We start from the raw sequence: 23,164 nt of genomic DNA, 5'->3' as shown, positions 1-23,164 counted from the left end.
ATGACGACCCTACTCGCGCCCAATGCCTGCCAGACCATGGTTGATCTCCGCGCGCAGATCGACGCGATCGATGTCGACCTGATCGATCTGCTGGTCACCAGGAGCCGCTATATCGACCGGGCCGTGGACCTCAAGAGAATCGAAGGCCTGCCGGCGCGCACGACGGACCGGGTGGCCGAGGTGCTGGACAAGGTCAGTTCAACCGCGTCCGAACAGGGCCTGGATCCGAACCTCGCACGTAAGCTTTGGGCCGAGTTGATCGAATGGTCTATTCAGCGGGAAGTCAGGGAGCTTGGGGAATAGTGCGATTCCGAAAGGGCGAAGTTGGTGGGGCTGACCTATGAAATTCATCCGCGATATCAGGGCTGCTGGGATTTTTCACAAGGCGGTGAAGTTCATGCAGGCAGGAGATTACTCGGCCGTTCTTGACCGGCTGGACGGGTTCCAAGCGCAACCATATTTCTTGGCCAAGGCGGAACTTTTTCGTGCAATGGCGCGGCATCGGCAGGGAAGATTTTCGGAGGCGGTTCATCACTATGACAACTTCCTGACAAACCATCTCGCGGACATGCCGCCAAAGGACCGTGTCTATGTGGAAGAGTACGCGAAATTCTTCAGAAGCCGCGCCCAAGCGAGACTTGATCCGTCAACGCCGTTGTATTCATCGCTTGCGGAATTGAGAAAACTTGCAGCCGTAGCGCCGTTCCTCACCAGGGCCGAGTTTACTTTTGACGACTCGGCAGAAGCTGACCTGACTGGAAAGACCTGACCTTCTACTTCTTCGTAAAATGGCGTCTCGGTCCTGCACAGTACAAGTTCGGCCATCGCCGAATTTTGCAGGCGCGGCGAATGACAGGAAAGCGGGCTGCGACCGTAGAATCTCGAAGGCGCGGTGAAAGGTCGGTATGGGCCGTGGCGGGGGGTCAAGGACTGTCAGCAGTGCCACCCAGAAGTCCGTTGTGAGCCTCTCAGATACCATTCAATGGAAATGCGGTGCAAAAAATCGCTGAGAGCGCACTTATGCAAACTCTCCGCCTGTGGCTCCAAGATTTGCGTGCGATCTCTCTGGGGCAAAGACGATCAAACGCAGTGCCGGGCGGTCCTCAACCGCGGCGGCGGCGTACCGTGCGGGCGAGCGCATCGAGTGCCAGCGCGAGGGGCGGCTGCATGACTACACCGCCAAGCGGGGCATCGAGGAGACCTTCATTCTGACACCCGAGAATGCGCCGTCCTGGGCGCAGGATCGGGCGGCGCTCTGGAACGCCGCCGAGGAGAGCGAGACCCGACGCAACTCCGTCACTGCCCGCGAGTGGGAGCTGGCACTGCCGTCCGAGATCAGCGCCGAGGATCGGTCTCAGATCACCCGGCAGTTTGCTGAAGAGTTGGTCAGCCGCTACGGCGTGGCTGTGGATGTGGCGATCCACGCGCCGCATCGTGAAGGCGATCAGCGCAACCATCATGCTCATGTTCTGACCACCACCCGGAAGTTGGAGCCGGAGGGGTTCACTACCAAGACGCGCGTACTTGACTCCGCAAAGACCGGAGGTGTCGAGATCGAACAGATGCGCGGGGTCTGGGCCGAATTGCAAAACCTGGCACTGGAGCGGGTGGGGGAGGTGGAGCGCGTCGATCACCGGTCTCTGGAAGCTCAGCGCGAGGAGGCTCTGAGTCAGGGCGACACCATGAAAGCCGAGGAACTGGATCGTGATCCGGAGGTCAAGCTGGGGCCTGCGGCCAATGCGATGGAACGCCGCGAGATGCGCGCGGCCGAGCGCGAAGGTCGGGACTATGAACCTGTCACCGAGCGGGGCAGGGCGGTGCATGCTACTCGCCAGGCGCGGGCGCTCTTTGCGGAGATGCGAGAACGCCTGGAGCTGGCGCGGGACACCTATGGGGCCGAGCGCGAGGCCGGGCAGGGGCGTGTGTCAGCCGGTCTGGCGGCACTGAGGGCAGCGGCCAGCAAGGATCGGGGTGCAGATCGTGGCGGCGGTGATATTCGAGACCGGTTGGCGCGTATCGTCGGGAGGGAAGAACCGGAGGTCGGTGGGCAGAGTGTCGAAGAACCCTCGGACCTGCGGCACGTCAATGAGCGGCTGCGTGAAACCCTGGGCCGGTCAGAAGAGGTTGGACTGGATGAGGGCGATGATGGCGCGGACAAGTCGTCAATCCGGGATCGGCTGGAAGGTGTGTTGAACAAGCCGCGTGAGACATTGGAGAGTGATGTCGAGCGGAATCGCGACGATGAACAGGAGCACGAGCGTGAAACCGACAGAGAGGTAGATCGTGGAGAAGGGCACAGCCTGTAGCTTCGGCCGGTTAGGTTATGAGTAAGATTCGAAATGGAGAATACATATGGGAAAGAATGACAGTTTTGTGGGAGAAACCCTGCTACTGACCTGCTACTGAATGGAGATCCGTTGCCGATGGTGACACGCGAAGGCGTCGAAATCTGGGTCAGGGACGATATCAGTTTCAACTGTCGATATGATCAGGTCAGCGATCCGGTTGACGGGGCGCTGAAATATCGGTGCCTCTACGAAACAGAAGGGTCTGCCGCGCCCTTTGTTCTCGTTGCTCTTGCCGAAGATTCAGACGGCATAAAAGTGGTTCTCTTTGACAGTAAACCGAGCTGACACGAGGTGCAGTAAGCCGCGAACGGGTATTGCACACGTGCCGCAAAGATGAAGGCTTGGAAGCTGGGAAATCTCGAATTTATGACATTCGATGGTATCAAAACAAAAAAATGAAAGAGCGAATGGAGTTAGCTCTATTGACTGAAGAACGACCGTATCCAGGAACCCACGCTGACGTCTTTCAGATAATGGATCTGGCTATTTCCTATAGAGATGCTGCAGAAGTACTTTTTGATCGCGCGAAGAAAGGGCAACCTTTGAGTTATGCCCCTGCAAGACTGTGCTCAATCCATGCCATCGAACTGTTCTTGAACGCGTTCCTACGGCATACGGGTACAGAGGCCAGTCAAATTCGCGCTCGGGTGCATAATTTGGCTGACGATGCATTTGTTACGACGCTCAGACTTAGAAAAAAACCGCCAGCCACCTTGTGGCGATGACGGAGAAAAGAGAATACCTGATTGCGAGATATGCTCCTGAACAGATTGCCCAACACTCCGAACTCAACCGATTGAAGGCGACACTCGCCGAAATCAGGAAGAAAACATCTGAACATGTGGTATTTCCGAACAGTTGATTGCCTGGTTTCTCGATGTGCGTATTGATTGTCACGCAGCGGGCAAATGACAACTTAGCATGGTGAAGTTCATTATCTGAAGGTGGCTCAGTTGACTTTGAACAAAAAGCAAATCGATAGACAGGTTAAGACAGCCAAGGAACGCATCAGGTCCCTAACTGATGCGAAGGCTCTGGTTCGATTTCATGAGAATGTCGAGCGTTTCAAAGGCATTGATGAAGTTCAGCGTGAAGACCTCATAGAAACAATTGAAGAACGGCTTCGAAGTATCTCGCCTGGTGTAGCCACAAAGGTGTTTGGGCCTAAGGATTCTGCGGCCCGAGAATGCCTCGAACAGATATTTCTTAGAACCGCTTCAGAGTTCGACCTATCCGGCAATGAAGTTAAAAACGGTGTAAAGACCGGAGGGGACATGATCGCAGGTCGCAAGCACGTCGACGTCTACATTTCATATAAGAATAATGAGAAGTGGCGAGCTGCTTTGGCTTGGTTGCAAGATTCCCCAGGTGATCAGGCATATCTTCGGGTAGAAAAGATCCTAGTCGGAACGCAAAACAAAAACGATGGTGAGGACGCGTTATTCTCCGTGCAGCAGGTCGATTTGGCCGAAGAAAAATATCGACAGATTCTTAGCGAGTTAGTTGGCAAATAGCGGCAGACTAAATTCACACAAGACACAATATTTAGCGCATTCAAATCTACTGCCTTTGGTAAACGAATCCAAAACTCACCGAAAGGTTACGGTACTGACCTAGGTGAACTTGACCTTCACTGATGTCGCGTGGCCTCTTGAGACGAAATTGATCGACAGGTGTTGTCTTCTCTGTCTCTTGCACTTCGGAAGGATCTTGCAGCCGTGCCCTTTAATGAAATGACGATTGCCCAGGCTCTCAAGCAAATCAATGCGAACAAGTTCGTCTTGCCGGCAATCCAACGTGAATTTGTATGGGGGCCGGAGCGAATTTGTAAGCTCTTCGACAGCCTGATGCAGGGCTTTCCGGTGGGATCGCTGCTTTTTTGGAACGTCGAAGCCGAGTACAGCGGCACGCTGCGGTTCTACGGTTTCATGCGGGACTACCACGAAAGGGACAACCGGACCTGCCCCGAGTTGCCTGTCATCCACGACCAGGATGTCACGGCGATCCTTGACGGACAGCAGCGTTTGACCGCACTAAACATCGGTCTGCAGGGTTCAATGTCCATGAAAAAGCCGCGGATGCGATGGACCAGCGACAACGCGTTTCCGGCCACGACGTTGTATTTCAATCTCACTGATGCGCCAGAAGACGACGAAGAAGGCGAGACATTTCATTTCAGGTTTCATGAACGGCCGCCAGAGGGAGACGACATCTGGTTTCCGGTGCCAAAGTTGCTCAGCCTGACAAAAGGCGTTCCCATGCTGTCGTGGTTGCAGTCGCAGGGGCTGGGTGGCGAGGACCTAAACCGGGCCTTCTCCCGCCTCGATTGCCTCTACGATGTCATCAACACAGAGAAACACATTGCCTACTTCGTCGAGGAACGGCAAGATATCGACCGGGTCCTCCAGATCTTCATCCGGATGAACTCGGGCGGAATTGTCCTGTCCTATTCCGACCTGCTCCTGAGCATTGCCACGGCGCAATGGACGAATAGAGACGCGCGGAAGGAAGTCCAGTCCCTCGTCGACGACATGAACAATGTCGGCAACGGCTTTCGATTCGACAAAGATCTGGTCCTCAAGGCCGGGCTAATGCTGCTTGACGTGCAAAGCGTTGGGTTCAAAGTCGAGAACTTCAACCGCAGCAACATGGAACTGCTGGAAGCAAACTGGGATGGCGTGCGCGAAGCCCTGGTCCGTTCCGTGCAACTCGTCTCCGATTTTGGATTCGACGACACGAACCTGCGAGCAGACAGCGCTCTCCTCCCCATCGCCTACTACATACATCGCCGGGGCCTGCGGCAAACCTATCTCTACGCGCAGGCTGAACATGAAGACCGAGAGCACATCCGGCGCTGGCTAATGCGATCGTTTCTCAAGCCGTCCGGGATCTGGGGGAGCGGGCTCGACACGCTCTTGACGGCGCTGCGAACCATTGTCCGTGAGTCGGCAGCGGACGGTTTCCCTGTTGCAGCTATTGAGGCCGAGATGGCCCGGCGCGGGAAAGGACTCGCCTTCTCAGACGAGGAAGTCGAAGAGCTGTGTGCCATGCGCTACGGCGATCGCCGGCTCTTCTGCCTTCTCACCTTGCTTTACGATTTCGTCGATACCCGCAACAACTTCCACATCGATCACTTCTACCCGCGAAGCCGCTTCACAGTTGCCAGGCTGAAGGCGGAGGGTGTCCCAGATGGGGATCTCGAACGACTACGTAGCCAAGTTGATGAGGTCGCCAATCTCCAACTGCTTGAAGGCGGACCGAATATCGAAAAGGCAGCCAAGTGGCCTCATGACTGGCTGGAAACCCGGTTTGGCAGTAGTGACGAACCGGGAAATTCGAAAACGCGAAGTGCCTATCTTGACCGTCATGACCTTGTCGACGTAGCGCCCGGAATTCAGGATTTTGACAGGTTGTATGAGGTGCGTCGCGCCGCAATCCAAAAGAAGCTGGTCGCAATTCTTGCTTGAGACCGCCCTATTCTGCACTCAGCCTGAATCGACCCCAAATAGTAAATGCACTCCATGAACGATAATTCAACACAAGCCGCCAAGCTCGAAGTGTCACGCGATGATCTATACGATCAGGTCTGGTCAAAGCCGATGACACATTGGGCCTTTTGGTCACTCTGGGCGGTGCGGTCGAATAACTGTTGTCTTGTTAGTCTTCGTGGGGAATCTAATCCCAGCCGGTCAGATAACGCGCTGTGGGATCAAGCGGACATGGGCCGATACCAGCGCCTTCATTTTGTCCCACGGTACGACAGAGTTTTTTGGTGGGATTGTGGGAGAAAACTGGTGTTCTAACACTCAATAATGGAGCAAATCATGAACGCCAAAACGAAAAACCTCGCTGGTCTGCCCTCGAAGAAACATGGCATGAAGTCCGGAAAGAACCGCGACAACAAATCTCCCAAGTCCGGGAAAGCCCCGCGGGTGCCGATGACAACGGAAGCTGTCCGGCGCATCGAACAGAGCAAGACGTCCGACAGTGGATTTGTAGACCGCGCCCGAAAAACGGTTGCCCACGGCCGCCCGAAGCAACCGGCACGTCAGCCCTGATGCTATGACTTGAGCACAGCCTTGCTGAATTGGGATCAGAGGCCAAATTCGGCAAGGCGCTTCCTATGGTTGTCCAATGCGCTATCGTAGATCAGCGGCCAATCCTGCCAAACATCGTGCAAGTCTTGAAGCATTGTCAGATTGTTGAGCTTGCAACTTGCGTATTCCCACACACGCTCAATGTAACTCATGAACCCAGCGATGTGTCCGTAGATTCGCAGCCGAAGAAGCTCATTTTCCCACGGCACATCCTCATCGTCTGACAATGCACTCTGCAATGTCCCATCTGGTCGTGAATCCTTCGCGACTTCGATCGTTCGGCAAATGTCTTCAACTGCTTTGAATGTAAGCGGCTTCTGGCCCGACAGAATCCCGTTCAACTTTCGAACATCATATTCGCTTCCATTGGCGCGGTCCGGGTGTTTTGCCAAAAGGTTGTGGATCTGGCGGGCAACGCTGGTCGGGCCTCGACTGCCCGTTCGCGGAGCACCATGGTGAACTCGCTCAAATTCAGCGACGGCGGCGATCCAGGCGGGCCCACTCGACCATCTCTGCCCGCCATTTTCAGTCGGCTGAGGTGTCGGGTTCAGAATTGGGTTGTCCTCCTCGCCAGGCGCGGCCGCTGCCGCCGAAACGAGTGCCAGTTGCCACATCATACCGGTCTGAAACGCCAATCGCCCCAATCGTTCCGCATCGAGGCTTGTTTCGCGTTCCACATACCTTTGCAGAGCTGTTCCTTCGGGCAATCCTTTCAGGCAAGTCTTTATCAGATCCTTTTCGGGGATCTTGCCTTGTTCCAAAGCGATGCCGTTCCGCTCCGGCTCAGAAAAAGCTTCGATGAACGAGGCAAATAAAGCTCGCGACGTGTTCGAGCCTGGAGCCGATGTACCAGAACGGCTGACTTCCATACCCAAAAGAAGTGAAGTTGGTCCGCCGCACCATTTTGCGAACTCGTCGAAGGACAAAGCGTACTTCTCTTGGAAGGTATTGAGAGAGGCATCAAGGTCGGCGAGGTTGAATCTTTTTGCTTCTTTTCGGTCGGCCCGATCGGCCCAATGATCCAGGAGCTGTGTAAAGAAAGCCCGCATCTTCTTACTACCAAGGGAGACTGCCTCGGTATCGGGAATACGATCTTTCATTTTGCGGAGTCGGTCGGCTTCGCGAGCTTGCGTTTCTGTAAGGCTGCTGTTGCGAGCAAGAAAAGGAACATGCTTCGGTTGAATGTTGGGCCGCGCTGCGCCGAGGTCCGCGCAGTACGCATTCATCAGGGGGCCTTTGAAAGGATAGCTGATCATCGCAGTAGTCAGTTTTTTTGGGGTCTTGTGTTGATTGGAGCTGATTGGAGGGAAGTGCTATCGAATTGTTGCAGCTACAGAGGGATCCCCTGTTAAATGCTCTTGCCAGAAGGTTTTTCGAGTGGCTTCAGAGCCGATGTTGAACCGATCCATCAGTGAGGATGACGTCCTCCATGGGGATATCCCAAGGCATCGGGAATATTGTCGGAATGCGACAGTCGGCAAACCCGACCCCTACCACTCGTGGTAAGAGATCAAACTGAGCTAGTGTACGGTCATAGTAACCACCGCCGTTGCCAAGGCGAAAGCAGGCATCGTCAACCCCCAGCAATGGCGTGACTACAACGTCCGGGATCAAATCTGGTCCGTTCGTAGGAACCGGAATATTCCATATGCCACGAACCATCTTACATCCCGGAAACCAAGGTCGGAAAACCAGCGGTGCGTTTTTTTCTAGGACCACTGGCAATAGAACAGTTGCGCCTGCGGCCTGGACGCGGGCCATCCAGTCACGTAAATCCGGTTCGCCGCGAATTGGCCAGTATACGGCAATCTTCATGCCTTTCTGTGGTGCGATAAGTGTATCAAGCGCCCTAGAAAGCGTTTGCGTCATGACGGCCCGTTCCGATGTGGATACATGCCGCCGCGCATCCAGCAATCGAACACGTTCGCCTCTCCGGAATCGAGCGACATCTCGCAGGGTATCGGGGTCAACCAGTTGCCCGTTCACCAACATGTGAGCCATGCAAGGACTTGAACCACCTCTGTCGTCTTGCGCCATGCTTCTTTCTTTGCGGGTGAAAAACCGGTGCGTGATGGATTACACAAAATCAGCAAGATGGGAATCCCTGCGATTCAGGTTTTCGGCGGAACGCTTTAAAGGTAGACAGCCGCGCGATCCTCCGCGCCGCGTCCGAGGCGCAGAAGGCCGTGGATTACATCATGGCTGGCGCCGCGCGGGCCGACCGGGTGGGAACTGAATGAAGGCAAAACATAGACCTCGAATCAGGTGAGGCGTGATGCGGCGCGGGTGCTAGGGGCTCGGCGGCAAGCCATTCGGCCCGAGCGACGTGGTCTTTTCCAGAAAGACGAAGCCGAATCTCAGAAACCCCAACGCGTATTCGTCGGCATACTGGAACGACACCTGCAACGCACGGCTCCGGTCGACGCCCTTGCCCCAGGATTGCCAATGCTTCGCCGAGGGCGTGTCGCCGGTCCGGTCGTGCTCAATCCCCTTGGCCGTGACCGTGGTCAGGCCGGACCCGTAGCCGGCGGCGAACTCAGCGAGGTTCCAAGCATTGCCAATCTCGACGAAGGGTTTCTGACCCGGAACCGCAAGACGCGCGCGGTGGTCGGAGAGGCACTTGGTCACATCGCGTCCGAAATCGACCATCAGCCGCTCGATCTCAGCTTCGCTTGTGTTGACCATCGGAACGGCGACATGGCACCCCAGTGTAACGCGCGAGAGGTCCGCGGAATGCTCGGACCAGCTGGTCTTGCAGCTGGCGTCAGAGATCGGCGGGTTTGGGATCTTTTCGGCACCGTAGCCGTCCCGCCCGCGTTCGGCCGAACCGATCCCGCCGTAGCGCGCGCCACTCTCACTCAGCCAGTAGTGACGGGTCAGGAAGGTAACGCTGCTCAGAAGCTCGCCGAACCGGCGGCATTGCAGCTTGACGGTGCGGGACGGGATGTATTCGTCGACGAACCTGTCGCGCTGTCTGGTCGTGTCGCATTCTTTCCGGATCGAACCCATGTAGGACATCTCGTCGATCTCGCGGTCGAAATATTCCGGCGTGAAGCGCCGCAGCGCGAAGTCGTAGGCCGCGACCCGCTTGGCGAGCTCGTCCGGCAGGTATCCGTCGACGGGCTCGGCAGCGCGGAACAAGGCTTTGAACCGGTCGTAGGCGGTAATCAACTTTTTGTCGTCATTGTTCTCCGTCGCGATGATCCCAGTCAGAAGCGTGCCGTAGGTCAGTTCGCAGACGGCAGCGACCTTCTCGACCACCTCGGGGCTCATGTTCTTACGAAATTGGATCAGGGTTTCTCTCGAGTTTCGGGTCAGCGCGTCTCGTAGCACCGCGTGGTCAACGAACGCGGCCGGAGCGTAGCCGTAGAAGAAGTTGTCCAGAATCTGGAGCGTGGCGAAGAGGTTGAGTCGGTCGCTTTCCCGAAAGACATACTTGAGAAGCTCCGCGCTCCGGGCATCGGCGCGCGCGCCGGCGAGCGTGTCGAGGTCATGGCAGACGCGAGCCGTCAGCATCAGCGTGGCCAGCTCGGAGTCCCCGTCCAGAAGCCCGGCAACCGTGTCGAAGGGCGCCTGCGAGTCCGCCGCTTCGAGCGCGGTGCAAAAGGCGCGTTGCTGCTGCGCCGCCGCCCCCGTCGGAAGCGCCACCAAGGCCAGCGTGATGAGGGCGTGTTTCAGAACCATAACACATCTCTAACCAGACACGGTCCGAGTGTCACGCTGATCGCCCCGCCACGCAAGCCGAGACGGTCCCGGTCCGGTGAGTCAACACGACCGCCATCGGTTGAGCGATGGGTTCTGGCACAGGGAAGGGCGGTGAACTTGTCTGGATATTTATTCGAGTGCGCTCCTCCGACCTCCCAGTCCAAGGCCTCACACACCTAAAGCGTCAAAACGGTCGTTTTTGCCCGTGACAGAAACGTATGGGTTTTGGCCGGTGCCTGGGATGCCTAGTATATTTTGTCTTCGCCCATTTCCCTTAGAACGTTTGCGAGCTCGCGAGCAAGATTATCGAACATTTCTGGTATTTGTCGGAACACAGGGGCGTGGCGGAGGTACACTTCGCGCTGATTAGGGGCATCCTTTAGAAGTTTATAGGCGGCTTCAGCTTCTTGAGCGAGGTTTGCGATCTGGGTACCAAGCTTAGGGGCAACGCTCAGTATTTTTTCAGACCGTGCTGTGCTTTGCACGATGGACAGCGTCTCGATTGTGTCTTCAAGTAAGCGACCACACAAGGACGCTGCAAAATCAACATCTCGCCTCTGGTCTTCTTCTTGAAGCAATCTATCAAGATTATAGCTGAGGTCTCCCCTCATACCAGAGGTATAGTTTACCTTTCGAAGCAAGGATTGGACTTCACGATAGTGTGCCCGATGGTCTTGTTTATCGCGGAATTCCTGAAGCTCAGATATTGAGTCAAGAGCAGCGCCGAAGATGGAAAAAATTTGCTTTCCTATGAGCAGAAATGGGTTGTCTCCCACAAAAAAACCTCCTTCGCAAAGAACATCAAAAAAACTTGTCTGACGTCAGCGCCAATGGGACAGTTTAGGTCGATTTGATAAGAGAGGGTTTCTGGCTCATCGTAACCGCCAAGGAGTGGAGATGAGAAAGAAACCCGGAACCAAGCAGAGCCACGGTGAGAAGGTCGTAAAAGACATTCGCCGTGCGACCCGCAAACAGTACTCCGCAGAAGAGAAGATCAGGATCGTGCTGGACGGCCTAAAAGGTGAGGACCGCATTGCAGAGCTGTGCCGTCGTGAGGGCATCGCGCAGAGCCTTTATTACAGCTGGTCCAAGGAATTCCTGGAAGCCGGCAAGAAACGTCTGGCAGGCGACACGGCCCGCGCGGCAACTTCCACCGAAGTGAAGGATCTGAGACGGGAAGCCCGTGATCTGAAGGAGGTGGTTGCCGAACAGGCCCTGGAATTGCGCCTGCTCAAAAAAAGCATGATTGCGGATGGGGACGACGGCGAATGAGATACCCTGCATCTGAAAAGCTGGAGATCATCCGTCTGGTCGAAGGCTCGCATCTGCCGACCAAGCGCACTTTGGAAAAGCTGGGCATCCCGAAGACCACCTTCTATCGCTGGTATGGCCTGTATCTGTCGGGTGGTCCTGAGGCGCTTGAGGATCGCAGTCCCAAGCCCTCACGGGTCTGGAACCGCATTCCGCAGCCGATGCGTGAGAAGATCAAGGACCTGGCTTTGAAGGAAAGCGATCTGTCGCCGCGTGAGTTGGCCGTGCAGTTCACCGACACAGAAAAGTACTTTGTCTCAGAGGCTTCGGTCTATCGCATCCTCAAATCCTACGACCTGATCACCAGCCCGGCCTATGTGGTTCTATCGGCGGCCGACGAGTTCCACGACAAAACCACTCGGCCAAACCAGCTTTGGCAGACCGACTTTACCTATCTGAAGGTGATCGGCTGGGGCTGGTTCTATCTCAGCACGATCCTGGACGACTACAGCCGATACATCATCGCCTGGAAACTTTGTACGACGATGAAGGCCGAGGATGTGACCGACACACTGGACCTCGCCTTGCACGCCTCAGGCTGTGATCAGGCAACGGTGCTGCACAAACCACGCCTGCTCAGCGACAACGGGTCCAGCTACATCTCTGGTGAGCTTGCCGAATGGCTGGAAGATCAGAAAATGGATCATGTTCGCGGGGCGCCATACCATCCGCAAACTCAGGGAAAGATCGAGCGCTGGCACCAGACTCTCAAGAACCACATCTTATTGGAAAACTACTATCTGCCCGGTGACCTTCAGCAGCAGATCAATGCTTTCGTCGATCACTACAATCACCGGCGCTACCACGAAAGCTTACAGAACCTCACGCCCGCTGATGTCTACTTCGGACGCGGGCAGACCATTCTAAAACAACGAGAAAGGATCAAACAAAAGACAATCGAAACCAGGCGCTTGCTTCACCGCAAATCCGCCGCATAATCAATCCAACCAGATGCGCCAGATCCTCTCTAAGCTCAGGTCGCCATCTGTCCCAAAATCCCTGACGACGGACACTGCCTTAATCTGGCCTGAGTAGTTTACTACATCTGCCGAGAGTACTGCGGAAAGTCTGCGGTCTCCATTCATGTCTATTGGTAACGCAAATTACGCTGCTTGGAAAAGGCAACATGATTTCCTGAACGTCGCGCATGTCCTAGTGAACGGTTTGGTGCAAAACTGAAAAGCTTGACTGTGAATGCCTGCTTCGGGCTGGACCTGCCAAACATGCAAGCTGCGGAGAATGGCCGCTTCGAGCCCAGAACGGACGTCCCCGGGTTTGATCACTCCTCCTGCCGACTCCTGAGAAGAGGCAATAATACACACGCATAAGCCACCTATGGATTTACATCTAAGAAGCTTTCGTTGGAACGGAGGTCACTAAATTCAAGCCTGGCTTCAACTCTCCACCTGTAAACAATTGTACATGATCCAAAATTCTTTTCAGTTTTTTGCTATTAGGCCTGTCGGTACAAATCATCACTACAAACAAGGCGAATTTTGGCTTGGATCGTTACTCTGCCCCTGTTTCGCCGATGACAAGGAGGAAAGAAATGTTCAAGATTTCAGCGGGTCTCGGGTGCGTATTTGCTGCGGCAATCACCGCTTCGGCGGCCCAGGCAAACGAATGCGGTGAAGTATCACTGATGCAGGCCGATTGGGGGTCAGCGCAAATTGTGACCGCGGTCTCGAAGTTTCTGATGGAGCAAGGCTATGGTTGCGAAGTGACCACGGTTCCGCTCTCGAGCAACCCTGCGCTGGCATCCGTATCCGAGACCGGAGAGCCCGATATTCTGACTGAAATCTGGACAAACGGCGCGCCGGCTTACCAAGGGCTGGTTGATTCAGGTGCGATCATTCCTGTGACCGAAGTTTTGTCAGATGGCGGTGTCGAAGGGTTCTTTGTTCCGAACTACCTTGTGGAAGAGCATCCGGAACTGGCAACAATTGAAGGCATCGCAGCCAACCCCGAACTCGTCGGAAATCGCTTTCACAACTGCCCCGAGGGATGGACCTGTCTAAATGTCAGCACCAACCTGATGAAGGCAGGCGGGCTGATTGATGCAGGCATTGAAAACTTCGTGCATGGATCAGGCGAAACCCTTGCGGCTTCGATCGCTGCCGCCTACGAAAACAAAGAGCCATGGTTCGGCTTTTATTGGGCACCAACATCGGTACTGGGCAAATACCCAATGACTCTGGTCGATATGGGCCCCCATGACCCTGAAAAGCACGCCTGCAACATCACAGCGGAATGCGCGACGCCAGAAATGAGCGCCTTCCCCCGCAGTGAAGTCGTTACAGTTCTGTCGAAAGAATTCATGGCCGAAAACGCAGCAGTGTCTGACCTGATGACAAATCTGTCCTTCACCAACGCACAGATGGGCGAAACGCTGGCATGGGTTGAAGACAACAATGCCTCCTACGATGAAGGCGCGGCGCATTTCCTAACAACCTACAAGGATGTCTGGGGGGCGTGGCTTAACGATGCTGCGCGCGAAAAACTTTCCGCCTTGCTGCAGTAAACTGCATGGACAGGGGCATCCTCAGCGATGCCCCTAACGCACTGAAGTAGATCGGAAAGTGGGATAAATGGCCTTCTATGACAAGTTATTCAGCGCATTGGGTTTGAGCGAATGGTGTGGCACGTCCGATGACAAAGCGCCTCTTTCGCTGGCGGATCTTGCGGCGCAAGCAGTAGGAGAAGAGGCCTCTGAGCCGCTCATTCCAATTCCCTCGTTTGATAATCTGCACGAAAGCTGCAACCGCATATGGCAGTCGCGCGATGTAACCAACGGGATCGAAGAAGGGTTTCTGGCAGCCAAACCGGTCCTGAAAACCGTTCTGGACCCGATCACGCAGCCATTGAGCTGGATATTGGATGGCGCACTTTGGCTGTTTGAAGCGACGCCATGGTTCATCATGGTACCGCTTCTGGTGGCGATTTCCTGGTACGCGTCACGTTCGCGACCTGTGACGATCTTCGTGGCCGCCTCGATTATGATGCTGGCCCTCGTAGACCACTACGATGTGGCGATGCAAACCCTGTCGATCGTCTTTGTGTGTACGACGATTTCGGTGCTGTTCGGTGTGCCCATTGGAATTGCCATGTCGAAATCCGACCGATTGCAAAAAGGCGTCGTTCCGTTGCTCGACCTGCTGCAGACCCTGCCGACCTTCGTGTACCTGATCCCTCTGATTTTCTTGTTCTCGGTCACGGAATCCAAACTGTACGGGATTGCGATCATCCTTTACGCGATTGTGCCGGTGATCCGTTTGACCGACCTTGGCATCCGGCTTGTCGACAGGGATGTGATCGAGGCGGCCAATGCCTTTGGCATGAAGGACCGCCAGAAACTGATGCGGGTGCAACTCCCTTTAGCGCTGCCCAATATCATGGCCGGAATCAACCAGACCATCATGATGAGCCTTGCCATGGTCGTGATCGCCTCTCTTGTTTCGGCCCCTGGCCTTGGCGTGAACGTGTTGCGCGGTATCCGAAACCTTGAACTGGGTGTGGGCATCGTCGCGGGCATCGGCATTGTTCTGCTGGCCGTGATCCTTGACCGCGTGTCCAAGGCAGCTCTCACACGGGTCGATAAGACCCAAGTCAAACATTAAGGAGCCGGTTCAATGACACAACCAATGGTCCGCCTGTCCGGGCTCTATAAAATCTTTGGCGCCCGCGACAAGGACGTGTTGCAGCATGCCAAAGGAGGCATGGGCAAGGAAGAATTGCTGGCGCAGCACGGGCACGTGTTGGGGCTCAACAACATCAACGTCGATATGCAGGCGGGGGAAATCACAGTGGTCATGGGCCTGTCCGGCTCTGGGAAATCTACTCTGATCCGCCACCTGAACCGGTTGATCGAACCCACTGCGGGCGAGATCATCGTGCAGGGTGAGGACGTGATGCAATTGTCCGAGGACGGGTTGCGCCATGCTCGACAGGAAAAGATGTCGATGGTGTTCCAGAAGTTCGCGCTTTTGCCGCACAAAACCGTGCTGAAGAACGCAGGCATGCCGCTCTCGGTGCGCGGCGAGGACGAGGCGACTTGCGACCGTGAAGCCGCCAAGTGGCTGGATCGCGTGGGTCTGAGCGGGTTCGAGAACCATTATCCAGCGCAATTGTCCGGTGGGATGCAACAGCGTGTGGGCATTGCCCGGGCGCTGACCGCGAACACACCGATCATGCTGATGGACGAGGCTTTCTCGGCTCTTGACCCACTGATCCGAACCGACATGCAGGACCTGCTGCTCGAGCTGCAAAAAGAGCTGCACAAGACCATCATCTTCATCACTCACGATCTAGATGAGGCGTTGAAGCTGGCCGATCACCTTGTGATCCTTAAAGACGGCTTTGTCGTGCAGCAGGGCGAGCCGCAGCATATTCTGTTGAACCCCAACGATCCTTACATCGAAGACTTCGTGAGCGACATCAACCGAGCACGGGTTCTGCGGGTCCGCTCGATCATGACCCCGCTGGACGGTGGCCAAGTGCCAGAAGATGCCCATGGCGAAGTGGACGTGAATGACACGCTCGAAAGCATGATCGCGCGGTCCGGCGGGGATACGTCACACGCCTATGTTGTCAAGGATGGGGAGAAGACAGTCGGCTCACTGGATATGACTGAACTGGTTCGCGCACTCGTCCCTCGCGTCGCATCCGAAGCAGGCGCACGTCAGTCCTGACGCGCGCTGACGGCAGAGCTGGAATTCATCAGATCAGGCCCGAAATAGCCGCATGGTTGGGTCGGCTTCGATCTGTTCGAACAGCCAGTCAACAAACGTATCGAGCTTTGGGTTGGGTGCACGTTCTTTTTGCGTCGCCAGATACCAGCTGCCTGGCTCGGGCACTGAAATGTCAAACGGTTTGACCAGACGCCCCCTTTCAAGGTCACGCGTGCAAAACGGTGCTCTTGCGACGCTGATACCGTGATTTTTTAGAACAGCTTCACGGACCAGCGGGTAATTGTCGAAAACAGAGCCAAATTTCATCGTTTCGCGATCTAAGCCCGCCGCATCCAACCAGCAGTCCCAGTCATCCGGCTCATTCCATGTGTTTGGGACACTTAGCAACAGGAAATTTCTTAGCTCTTCCAGCGGCATTCCACCGCTTGCGGTTTTCAAGGCCTCCGGAGCACATACCGGGTAGATATCCGTTTCGAACAAGGGGCTATAGTCAAACCGTTTGTCAAATGGTGGCGCGTTGAACACGCCCACATCGAACCGGTGCATGTCATAATCACCGTCTTCAAAGGTAGAGACGATGCGCACGCGTGTGTCCGGATTATCCTGAAGAAAGTCTGCCAATCTGGGCTGTAACCACATTGTATTGAAACTTGCGTAGGACTGAACGAGCAACACGTCCGGTTCCTCAGGTGTCTGGATGCGCCGAGTGGCTTTGATGATTCCCTGAATGTGTTCGCGTATTGGCGGGTAATATTGCTCGCCAGCCGGTGTTAGCTCGACCGAACGGCTTGTGCGTTCCAGTAGTTTAACGCCGATTGTTGTTTCTAATGCTTTGACCTGGTGGCTGACTGCCGCATGCGTCACACAAATCTCGTCAGCGGCCTTTCGGAAACTCTTGTGACGCGCCACCGCCTCAAACGCGCGCAGTGAAACCAGCGTGGGCATGTGAGTGGTCATTGCTGCATCTCCTCGATGAAATCAATTCTGCTTACCCTCAAGCAGAGTTATCCGACGACGGGCGCGAATAAAGCAGGGTATTGATACTCTTTTTCTTAACCTGTCAGGGGGTAGCACGCAATTCGCGGTGCGATGTGATCGGTTAGAATTTCTTGATGAAAGGAAATTTCTTTCAATTCTTCAACTGGGTGAGAAATGCCAGATTAGCAGATAGAGAATTTATGGGATTCCACCTTCATGCCACCACTTTCACCTTCGCCAAATGCATATGGCTATCCGTTGCTGATTAAACACTTGCTGGCCGGATCCCAGCTCGCGTCAGCCAGCCAAGAGATCGTCAGCGGCACCGAAATGCGACTGAGCTACGCGGACTTGGGCAAACGCGTGCGCCAACTTGCCAATTCTCTAAAGGCGAGCGAGATACATGAGGGTATGCGCGTCGGTGTCATGGATTGGGATACCCACCGCTATCTTGAGTGTTTTTTCGCGATCCCGATGATGGGTGCATCCCTTTTCACGATCAACGTGCGACTATCTCCTGCTCAGGTTCTTTACACGATCAACCATGGGCAACCGGATCTGATCATCGTGCACCGCGATTTCATGCCGCTCATTGAGGGTATCAAATCGGGCTTTGATCGGGACATCACCATCGTGCCGATTGGAGACGGAGAAGGATATGAAGAGTGGATAGGCAAAGCCCCAGGCAGCTTTGACTTCCCGGACTTCGATGAAAACCAAACGGCAACCTTGTTTTATACAACCGGGACCACCGGCAATCCCAAAGGGGTGAGCTATTCACATCGGCAGTTGGTCCTTCACACATTGGGCTTGATCGCAGGTTTCGGCGCATGGCCCGGGAATGCCGGATTTCATCGCGGCGACGTCTACATGCCGCTGACGCCCTTGTTTCACGTCCACGGCTGGGGATTTCCATATGCCGCAACGATGCTGGGGCTGCGTCAGGTCTATCCCGGTCGATATGACCCTGACACAATCTTGCGATTGATTGCAGACGAAAACGTCACCTTTTCACACTGCGTGCCCACGGTTCTGTCAATGGTGCTCGACCATCCGGGCTGCCCACAAATTGACCTGGACAGATGGAAAGTGATCATTGGCGGGGCCGCTTTGCCGCGAGGCCTGCAGGACCGCGCCGCGGCGGCAGGCATATCCTTGCATGCGGCCTATGGGATGTCCGAAACCTGTCCGTTTCTGACGGTGGCCGATTTGTCCAGCAATGACCCCGAGATGCAGGCGCAAACCGGCTTTCCCGGCCCTCTTGTCGACCTTCGTGTTGTGACACCGGATATGCAGGACGTCCCACATGACGGCGAAACAACCGGCGAAGTGGTTGCTCGGGCTCCCTGGTTGACACAAAGCTATCTGGATAATGCGCATGCCTCGGATGAGCTTTGGGACGGTGGGTATCTGCATACCGGGGATGTTGGGTATATCCGCGAGAATGGATCGTTGCAGATTACTGACCGCCTCAAGGATGTGATTAAGACCGGCGGCGAATGGATATCCTCACTGGCACTGGAAAACATAGCATCGTCTTGCAGCGGCATTGAGGACGTCGCAGCAATCGGGCTACCGCACGCGAAATGGGGCGAAAGGCCAGTGTTGGTTGCTCAAGCCGCAAAGGATGCCGACCCGGATCTTGTGCGCTTGAGAGTCATGGAAGAAATCCAGTCGCGGGTTGACGCAGGCGAGATCTCAAAATGGGCAGTTCCAGACGAATTAATCTTTGTCGACCGCCTACCTAAAACCAGCGTCGGCAAACTCGACAAGAAACTCGTGCGGCAAGATATTTCAACGCGCTCGGACTTAAAATCATGACAGACAAACAACGCCGTATTCAGGCGCTTATTCAATCCATTGTCACCTATCTGCAGGCTCACAGAGCTGCCACGCGCGGCGTTGATCTGACGTTGGACAAGCTGGCAGCCATGGACCTGTCCGATGAGAAGCTCATTGACTTACCTCCCCAAGGAACCCGGCATGATGAGGTTCTGAAGAACGCTGTCGCCGGGATTGCAGCCCCGGAATTGCAGGAAATCGCAGGCTGTCTGAAAGCGGCCAAGGATGATCTGATCTGGCGCGAAGACAACGCCCAATTCTATCCCCCCGGTGCCGATTTGGGAGAGGGATACACAAGGTGCAACCTGCATACTCTGCTGATCGGGCCGGATGCATGTGGATATCACCATCTCGATTTCAACCTTGGCATTTTCATGCTGGGACCAAGGACGCTGTATCGCGACCACAACCACGACGCGCCAGAACTGTACCTGAACCTGTCCGAGAAATCTGGTTGGCGGTTTGGCAGCCGTGACTGGCAGGATTATCCGGCTGGATCACTCATCTGGAACGCGGCGGGCGATCCCCACGCCACCCGGGTCTATGACCAGCCATTCATCTCCGTCTTTGTCTGGCTCGAGAACGTGAATTCACCCTGCAATGTAATCCACTTCGACGATTGGGCAGAGATCGAACAAGATCTTGCCAAACAGTCCAATTGAGGTTTCCAAACATGATTTCCATTAAACACGCCGAGGGTGTCGCTTTCATTGAGCTGAATGCCCCGCCAGTGAACGCTCTTGGCCTGAAGATGCGGCAGGCGCTTTCTTCGGCCATCCACGAGTTGGACGCCGATGAACAGGTCAAAGCTATCGTTCTATGCTCGGCTCTGCCGCTCTTTTGCGGCGGCGCTGACATCGCTGAGTTTCGTACAGGGGCAGTCTGGGACAAGCCGGACCTGCCAGACCTGTGTGTAACGATTGAAACCAGCAAGAAACCTATTATCGCCGCGATAGCAGGTCCCGCTATGGGTGGCGCTCTGGAGATTGCGCTTGCCTGTGATTACCGTGTCGCCACGCCGGATGCGGTGATGGGCCTACCTGAGATCAAACTGGGGCTGCTGCCTGGTGCCGGCGGCACCCAGCGACTACCCCGGATTGCCGGGCTGGAAGCGGCAACGCAAATGATCCTCTCGGGTGATCCCGTGAAAGGCGAATATGCCCTGTCTTGCGGGCTGGTCGACGCACTGTTTGAGAACAACCAGGATTTTCGCGCGCATGTTTTGGGTTTTGCCACCCGTGTCAGCCATGAGGGCGATCCGAAACGCAGTTGCGCGGATATGACCGTCACACACCCTGATCCGAAGGGATATCTGACGGGTTTCCGAGACCAGATAGCGCACACGTCCAAAAACCTTGTCGCCCCTGAACGATGTTTGGTGTCCATCGAGACCGCGTGCGAAATGCCGCTGGCCGAGGGGTTGGCACAAGAGAAGGCGGGTTTCGCTGAACTGCTCGACACACCTCAATCGCGCGCGGGGCGGCATCTGTTCTTTGCAGAGCGTGAATGCACCAAGGTTCCGGGCGTTACCCGTGCTGACCAACCACGTGACATTTCATCAGTCGCAGTGATCGGTGCCGGAACAATGGGGCGCGGCATTGCCATCGCCTTTCTTCAGGCGGGGTATCGGGTCACGTTTCTGGAAACCACGCAAAGTGCGCTTGAACAGGGGCTGGAAAAGGTCCGGGAGCATTTCCAGCGTGCGGCCCAAAAAGGGCGGCTCAGTGCCGATCGGGCAGAGGCCTTCGCATCCAACGCCACCGGGACGCTCAGCTACGGCGACCTCGCAGAGGCCGACCTAATCATTGAAGCGGCGTTTGAAAGCATGAATGTCAAACGCCAGATTTTCGAAGCGTTGGGCCAGCACGCCAAACCCGGCGCGATACTGGCCTCAAACACATCGACGTTGGATCTTGATGAAATCGCCGCGGTCACATCCCGCCCGGAGGATGTGATTGGTCTCCATTTCTTCAGCCCGGCCAATATCATGCGCTTGCTGGAGGTGGTGCGCGGCGCCAAGACCGCTCCGGATGTCATTGCAACAGCAATCACAGTCGCAAAGAAGATCCGAAAGCTCCCTGTCACGGTTGGCGTGTGCTACGGCTTTGTTGGAAACCGGATGCTCGAGCCATACTTCCGCGAAGGTTCTCGTCTGCTTCTTGAGGGGGCGACGCCGAAACAGGTGGATGACGTCCTTGAGAACTTCGGCATGGCCATGGGCATTCACGCGATGGCAGATCTGGCCGGGGTCGATGTGGGCGCACGCGTACGCCAGGAACGGCGAAGTGAAATCGCACATGACCCTACTTACCAGGCTGTGCAGGACAAACTGTTTGAGTTGGGCCGACTGGGTCAGAAAACCGGGCGAGGAAGCTATGTCTACGACGGCCGGACACGAGTTGAAGATCCCGAGGTTGTTCAAATCAGCGCCGAGTTAGCAGACTTACATGGAGTGACGCCCCGGGACATCGACGATCAGGAAATCCTTGAGCGATCCCTCTATCCCTTAATCAACGAGGGCTTTCTCATCCTTGAAGAGGGCATTGCAACGCGCCCGGGTGATTGCGACCTGATCTGGGTCAATGGTTATGGCTTTCCAAACTGGCGCGGCGGCCCGATGCACTACGCCGACGAGATTGGATTGAGCCAGATTCTGGAACGCATGAACCACTATCGGCAGTCGCTTGGCGCCTATGGCGAGATGTGGTTCACGCCTGCGCCTTTGTTGGAAGAACTCGCAACTTCGGGCGCGACACTTGCCGCGCATTTTGATGTCAAAAAGGAAAAATCATGAGAGAAGCCGTTATCGTCTCAACCGCGCGAACCCCGATCGGGGTTGCCTTCAAAGGTGCGCTGAACAACATCAAATCCCCTACCATGATGGGGCACGCCATTCAGCACGCGGTTGAACGTGCAGGCGTGGACCCCGGTACGATCGAAGATGTCGTCATCGGATCGGTCCTTACGGCGGGGACAGCAGGCATGAATGTCGCCCGTTTGTCGGCGCTGGCGGCGGGCCTTCCCAATACGGTGGCAGGACAGACGATCGACAGGCAATGTTCCTCCGGGTTGATGGCCATTGCGACGGCTGCAAAGCAGGTCATTGTGGATGGTCAGAACGTTGCCGTGGCGGGCGGGCAGGAAAATATTTCCGCCCTGCAGAATGCCTATCTGAAATGGGCGGGCGATGAGAAAGATCCAAACGTTATCGCCCAATCTGAACATGCCTATATGCCGATGCTGATGACGGCGGAAAATGTGGCGCAGGCATATGGGATCAGTCGTGACGCCCAGGATGAATATGCTGCACTTTCCCAAGGTCGGACGGCCCGGGCTCAGGCTGCTGGCGCCTTTGATGACGAGATTGTCCCGATCACTGCGATAAAGCGGGTCAAGAATCGCGAAACCGGAGAGGAAACCCTGGAAGAAGTGACCTTGTCAAAAGACGAAGGCAACAGGCCGGGTACGACGGCCGAAACACTTGGCCAGCTGAACCCGGTTGTCGAAGGAGGCGTGATCACTGCCGGAAACGCAAGCCAGCTTTCTGACGGTGCCTCGGCTTGTGTGCTCATGGAAGGCAAAATGGCTGAGCAGCGGGGCCTCACACCGCTAGGTATCTATCGCGGCATGGCTGTTGCAGGAAACGCACCGGAAGAGATGGGGGTCGGCCCAATCTATGCCATTCCAAAGCTGCTTAAGAATGCAGGTCTTCGCATCGAAGACATCGGCCTTTGGGAGCTTAACGAAGCCTTTGCCTGCCAGGTTCTCTATTGCCGCGACCACCTTGGGATCGATCCCGAAATCTACAACGCGAACGGCGGTGCGATATCGATTGGCCATCCCTACGGCATGACAGGTGCGAGACAAGTCGGGCACGCTCTGCTTGAGGGGAGGCGTCGTGGCGTAAAATACGTGGTGACCTCCATGTGTGTTGGCGGAGGCATGGGGGCCACAGCGTTGTTCGAAGTCGCCTGACCCCACTGAAATGAGTTCAAGCAGAGCGTTATCTGGTTGAGACATTGACATTCTGTCATCTGCGAAGGCCGCCATCTGCAAGCCTGCGTTTCATATCGACCGGAATTGGTGATACCTCCTGAGGCGTTATGACCAATGTCACGCCAACGATCCTTTCCACGGTTTCCAGCCAGTTTGTCGATGATTGGCTGGCGGCGCTGCGTGTCCTTTGCCCAGAGGC

At 55.6% G+C, this 23,164-nt stretch carries 19 protein-coding genes; 14 read left to right on the top strand and 5 right to left on the bottom strand.

All coding sequences use genetic code 11. The features are described 5' to 3' along the window. The 6 genes from I9188_RS14435 to I9188_RS14410 all read left to right on the top strand — a co-directional run bounded on the left by I9188_RS14435 (position 1) and on the right by I9188_RS14410 (position 6,406). Complete coding sequence (locus tag I9188_RS14435; RefSeq protein ID WP_152460836.1) at positions 1 to 303, top strand: chorismate mutase; 303 nt, start codon at positions 1 to 3, stop codon at positions 301 to 303. Between the two features lie 37 nt (positions 304 to 340). Then, positions 341 to 769 (top strand): hypothetical protein, encoded by a 429-nt coding sequence (locus tag I9188_RS14430; RefSeq protein WP_152460837.1) that lies wholly within the window; start codon positions 341 to 343, stop codon positions 767 to 769. 268 nt (positions 770 to 1,037) lie between these two features. Next, positions 1,038 to 2,306, top strand: coding sequence for a MobQ family relaxase (mobQ, locus tag I9188_RS14425; protein WP_152460838.1), 1,269 nt, complete (start codon positions 1,038 to 1,040; stop codon positions 2,304 to 2,306). Positions 2,307 to 3,292: 986 nt separating this feature from the next. Next, positions 3,293 to 3,862 carry a hypothetical protein gene (locus I9188_RS14420; RefSeq protein ID WP_172978570.1) on the top strand — a complete coding sequence of 190 codons (570 nt, stop codon included), beginning with the start codon at positions 3,293 to 3,295 and terminating at the stop codon, positions 3,860 to 3,862. Positions 3,863 to 4,081: 219 nt separating this feature from the next. Continuing rightward, positions 4,082 to 5,815, top strand: a complete 1,734-nt coding sequence (locus I9188_RS14415; RefSeq protein ID WP_209599650.1) for a DUF262 domain-containing protein — start codon at positions 4,082 to 4,084, stop codon at positions 5,813 to 5,815. A gap of 357 nt (positions 5,816 to 6,172) precedes the next feature. Continuing rightward, on the top strand, positions 6,173 to 6,406 hold the full coding sequence (locus I9188_RS14410) for a hypothetical protein (protein ID WP_209599649.1): 234 nt from the start codon (positions 6,173 to 6,175) through the stop codon (positions 6,404 to 6,406). Between the two features lie 35 nt (positions 6,407 to 6,441). Here the strand turns inward: I9188_RS14410 and I9188_RS14405 are convergent, their stop codons facing one another. From I9188_RS14405 to I9188_RS14390, 4 genes are all read right to left on the bottom strand, one after another. Then, entirely contained in the window at positions 6,442 to 7,701 is a 1,260-nt protein-coding gene (locus I9188_RS14405; protein ID WP_152460656.1) for a hypothetical protein, read from the bottom strand. A gap of 127 nt (positions 7,702 to 7,828) precedes the next feature. After that, the gene (locus I9188_RS14400; protein ID WP_245223724.1) at positions 7,829 to 8,446 is read right to left on the bottom strand and encodes a 5-formyltetrahydrofolate cyclo-ligase; all 618 of its coding nucleotides are present in this window, start codon (positions 8,444 to 8,446) and stop codon (positions 7,829 to 7,831) included. A gap of 288 nt (positions 8,447 to 8,734) precedes the next feature. Then, positions 8,735 to 10,129 carry a hypothetical protein gene (locus I9188_RS14395; RefSeq protein ID WP_152460658.1) on the bottom strand — a complete coding sequence of 465 codons (1,395 nt, stop codon included), beginning with the start codon at positions 10,127 to 10,129 and terminating at the stop codon, positions 8,735 to 8,737. A 266-nt stretch (positions 10,130 to 10,395) separates the two neighbouring features. Continuing rightward, positions 10,396 to 10,926: a hypothetical protein gene (locus I9188_RS14390; protein WP_152460066.1), complete on the bottom strand. Its 531-nt coding sequence runs from the start codon at positions 10,924 to 10,926 to the stop codon at positions 10,396 to 10,398. Positions 10,927 to 11,047: 121 nt separating this feature from the next. Between I9188_RS14390 and I9188_RS14385 the strand changes: the two genes are divergently transcribed. The 4 genes from I9188_RS14385 to I9188_RS14370 all read left to right on the top strand — a co-directional run bounded on the left by I9188_RS14385 (position 11,048) and on the right by I9188_RS14370 (position 16,149). Next, a protein-coding gene (locus I9188_RS14385) for an IS3 family transposase (RefSeq protein WP_152460659.1) occupies positions 11,048 to 12,399 on the top strand; the annotation gives its coding sequence in 2 pieces (ribosomal slippage) (positions 11,048 to 11,384 and positions 11,384 to 12,399; 1,353 coding nt in all). Positions 12,400 to 13,010: 611 nt separating this feature from the next. After that, on the top strand, positions 13,011 to 13,982 hold the full coding sequence (locus tag I9188_RS14380) for an ABC transporter substrate-binding protein (RefSeq protein ID WP_209599648.1): 972 nt from the start codon (positions 13,011 to 13,013) through the stop codon (positions 13,980 to 13,982). Between the two features lie 67 nt (positions 13,983 to 14,049). Continuing rightward, positions 14,050 to 15,078, top strand: coding sequence for an ABC transporter permease subunit (locus I9188_RS14375; RefSeq protein WP_170367317.1), 1,029 nt, complete (start codon positions 14,050 to 14,052; stop codon positions 15,076 to 15,078). Between the two features lie 12 nt (positions 15,079 to 15,090). Further along, positions 15,091 to 16,149, top strand: coding sequence for a betaine/proline/choline family ABC transporter ATP-binding protein (locus I9188_RS14370; RefSeq protein WP_058274115.1), 1,059 nt, complete (start codon positions 15,091 to 15,093; stop codon positions 16,147 to 16,149). Positions 16,150 to 16,182: 33 nt separating this feature from the next. Here I9188_RS14370 and I9188_RS14365 read toward each other — a convergent pair whose 3' ends face one another. Then, positions 16,183 to 17,106, bottom strand: a complete 924-nt coding sequence (locus tag I9188_RS14365) for a LysR substrate-binding domain-containing protein (protein ID WP_170367318.1) — start codon at positions 17,104 to 17,106, stop codon at positions 16,183 to 16,185. 237 nt (positions 17,107 to 17,343) lie between these two features. On the opposite strand from I9188_RS14365, the gene I9188_RS14360 reads away from it, so the two are divergent. The 4 genes from I9188_RS14360 to I9188_RS14345 are packed head-to-tail and all read left to right on the top strand — an operon-like array spanning position 17,344 to position 22,944. Further along, positions 17,344 to 18,948: a fatty acid--CoA ligase gene (locus tag I9188_RS14360; RefSeq protein WP_170575283.1), complete on the top strand. Its 1,605-nt coding sequence runs from the start codon at positions 17,344 to 17,346 to the stop codon at positions 18,946 to 18,948. Further along, on the top strand, positions 18,945 to 19,631 hold the full coding sequence (locus I9188_RS14355; RefSeq protein ID WP_209599647.1) for a dimethylsulfonioproprionate lyase family protein: 687 nt from the start codon (positions 18,945 to 18,947) through the stop codon (positions 19,629 to 19,631). The genes I9188_RS14360 and I9188_RS14355 overlap by 4 nt, the downstream gene beginning before the upstream one ends. 11 nt (positions 19,632 to 19,642) lie before the next feature. Further along, positions 19,643 to 21,763, top strand: a complete 2,121-nt coding sequence (locus I9188_RS14350; RefSeq protein ID WP_209599646.1) for a 3-hydroxyacyl-CoA dehydrogenase NAD-binding domain-containing protein — start codon at positions 19,643 to 19,645, stop codon at positions 21,761 to 21,763. Continuing rightward, on the top strand, positions 21,760 to 22,944 hold the full coding sequence (locus I9188_RS14345) for an acetyl-CoA C-acyltransferase (protein ID WP_209599645.1): 1,185 nt from the start codon (positions 21,760 to 21,762) through the stop codon (positions 22,942 to 22,944). Before I9188_RS14350 ends, I9188_RS14345 begins: the two co-directional genes overlap by 4 nt. The last annotated feature ends 220 nt before the right edge of the window (positions 22,945 to 23,164 follow it).

The organism is Ruegeria sp. HKCCSA071, assembly GCF_017872555.1.
Lineage (GTDB): Bacteria > Pseudomonadota > Alphaproteobacteria > Rhodobacterales > Rhodobacteraceae > Ruegeria.
Note: the sequence above shows the minus strand (reverse complement) of the source record. Positions and strands in the feature narration are given on the sequence as shown.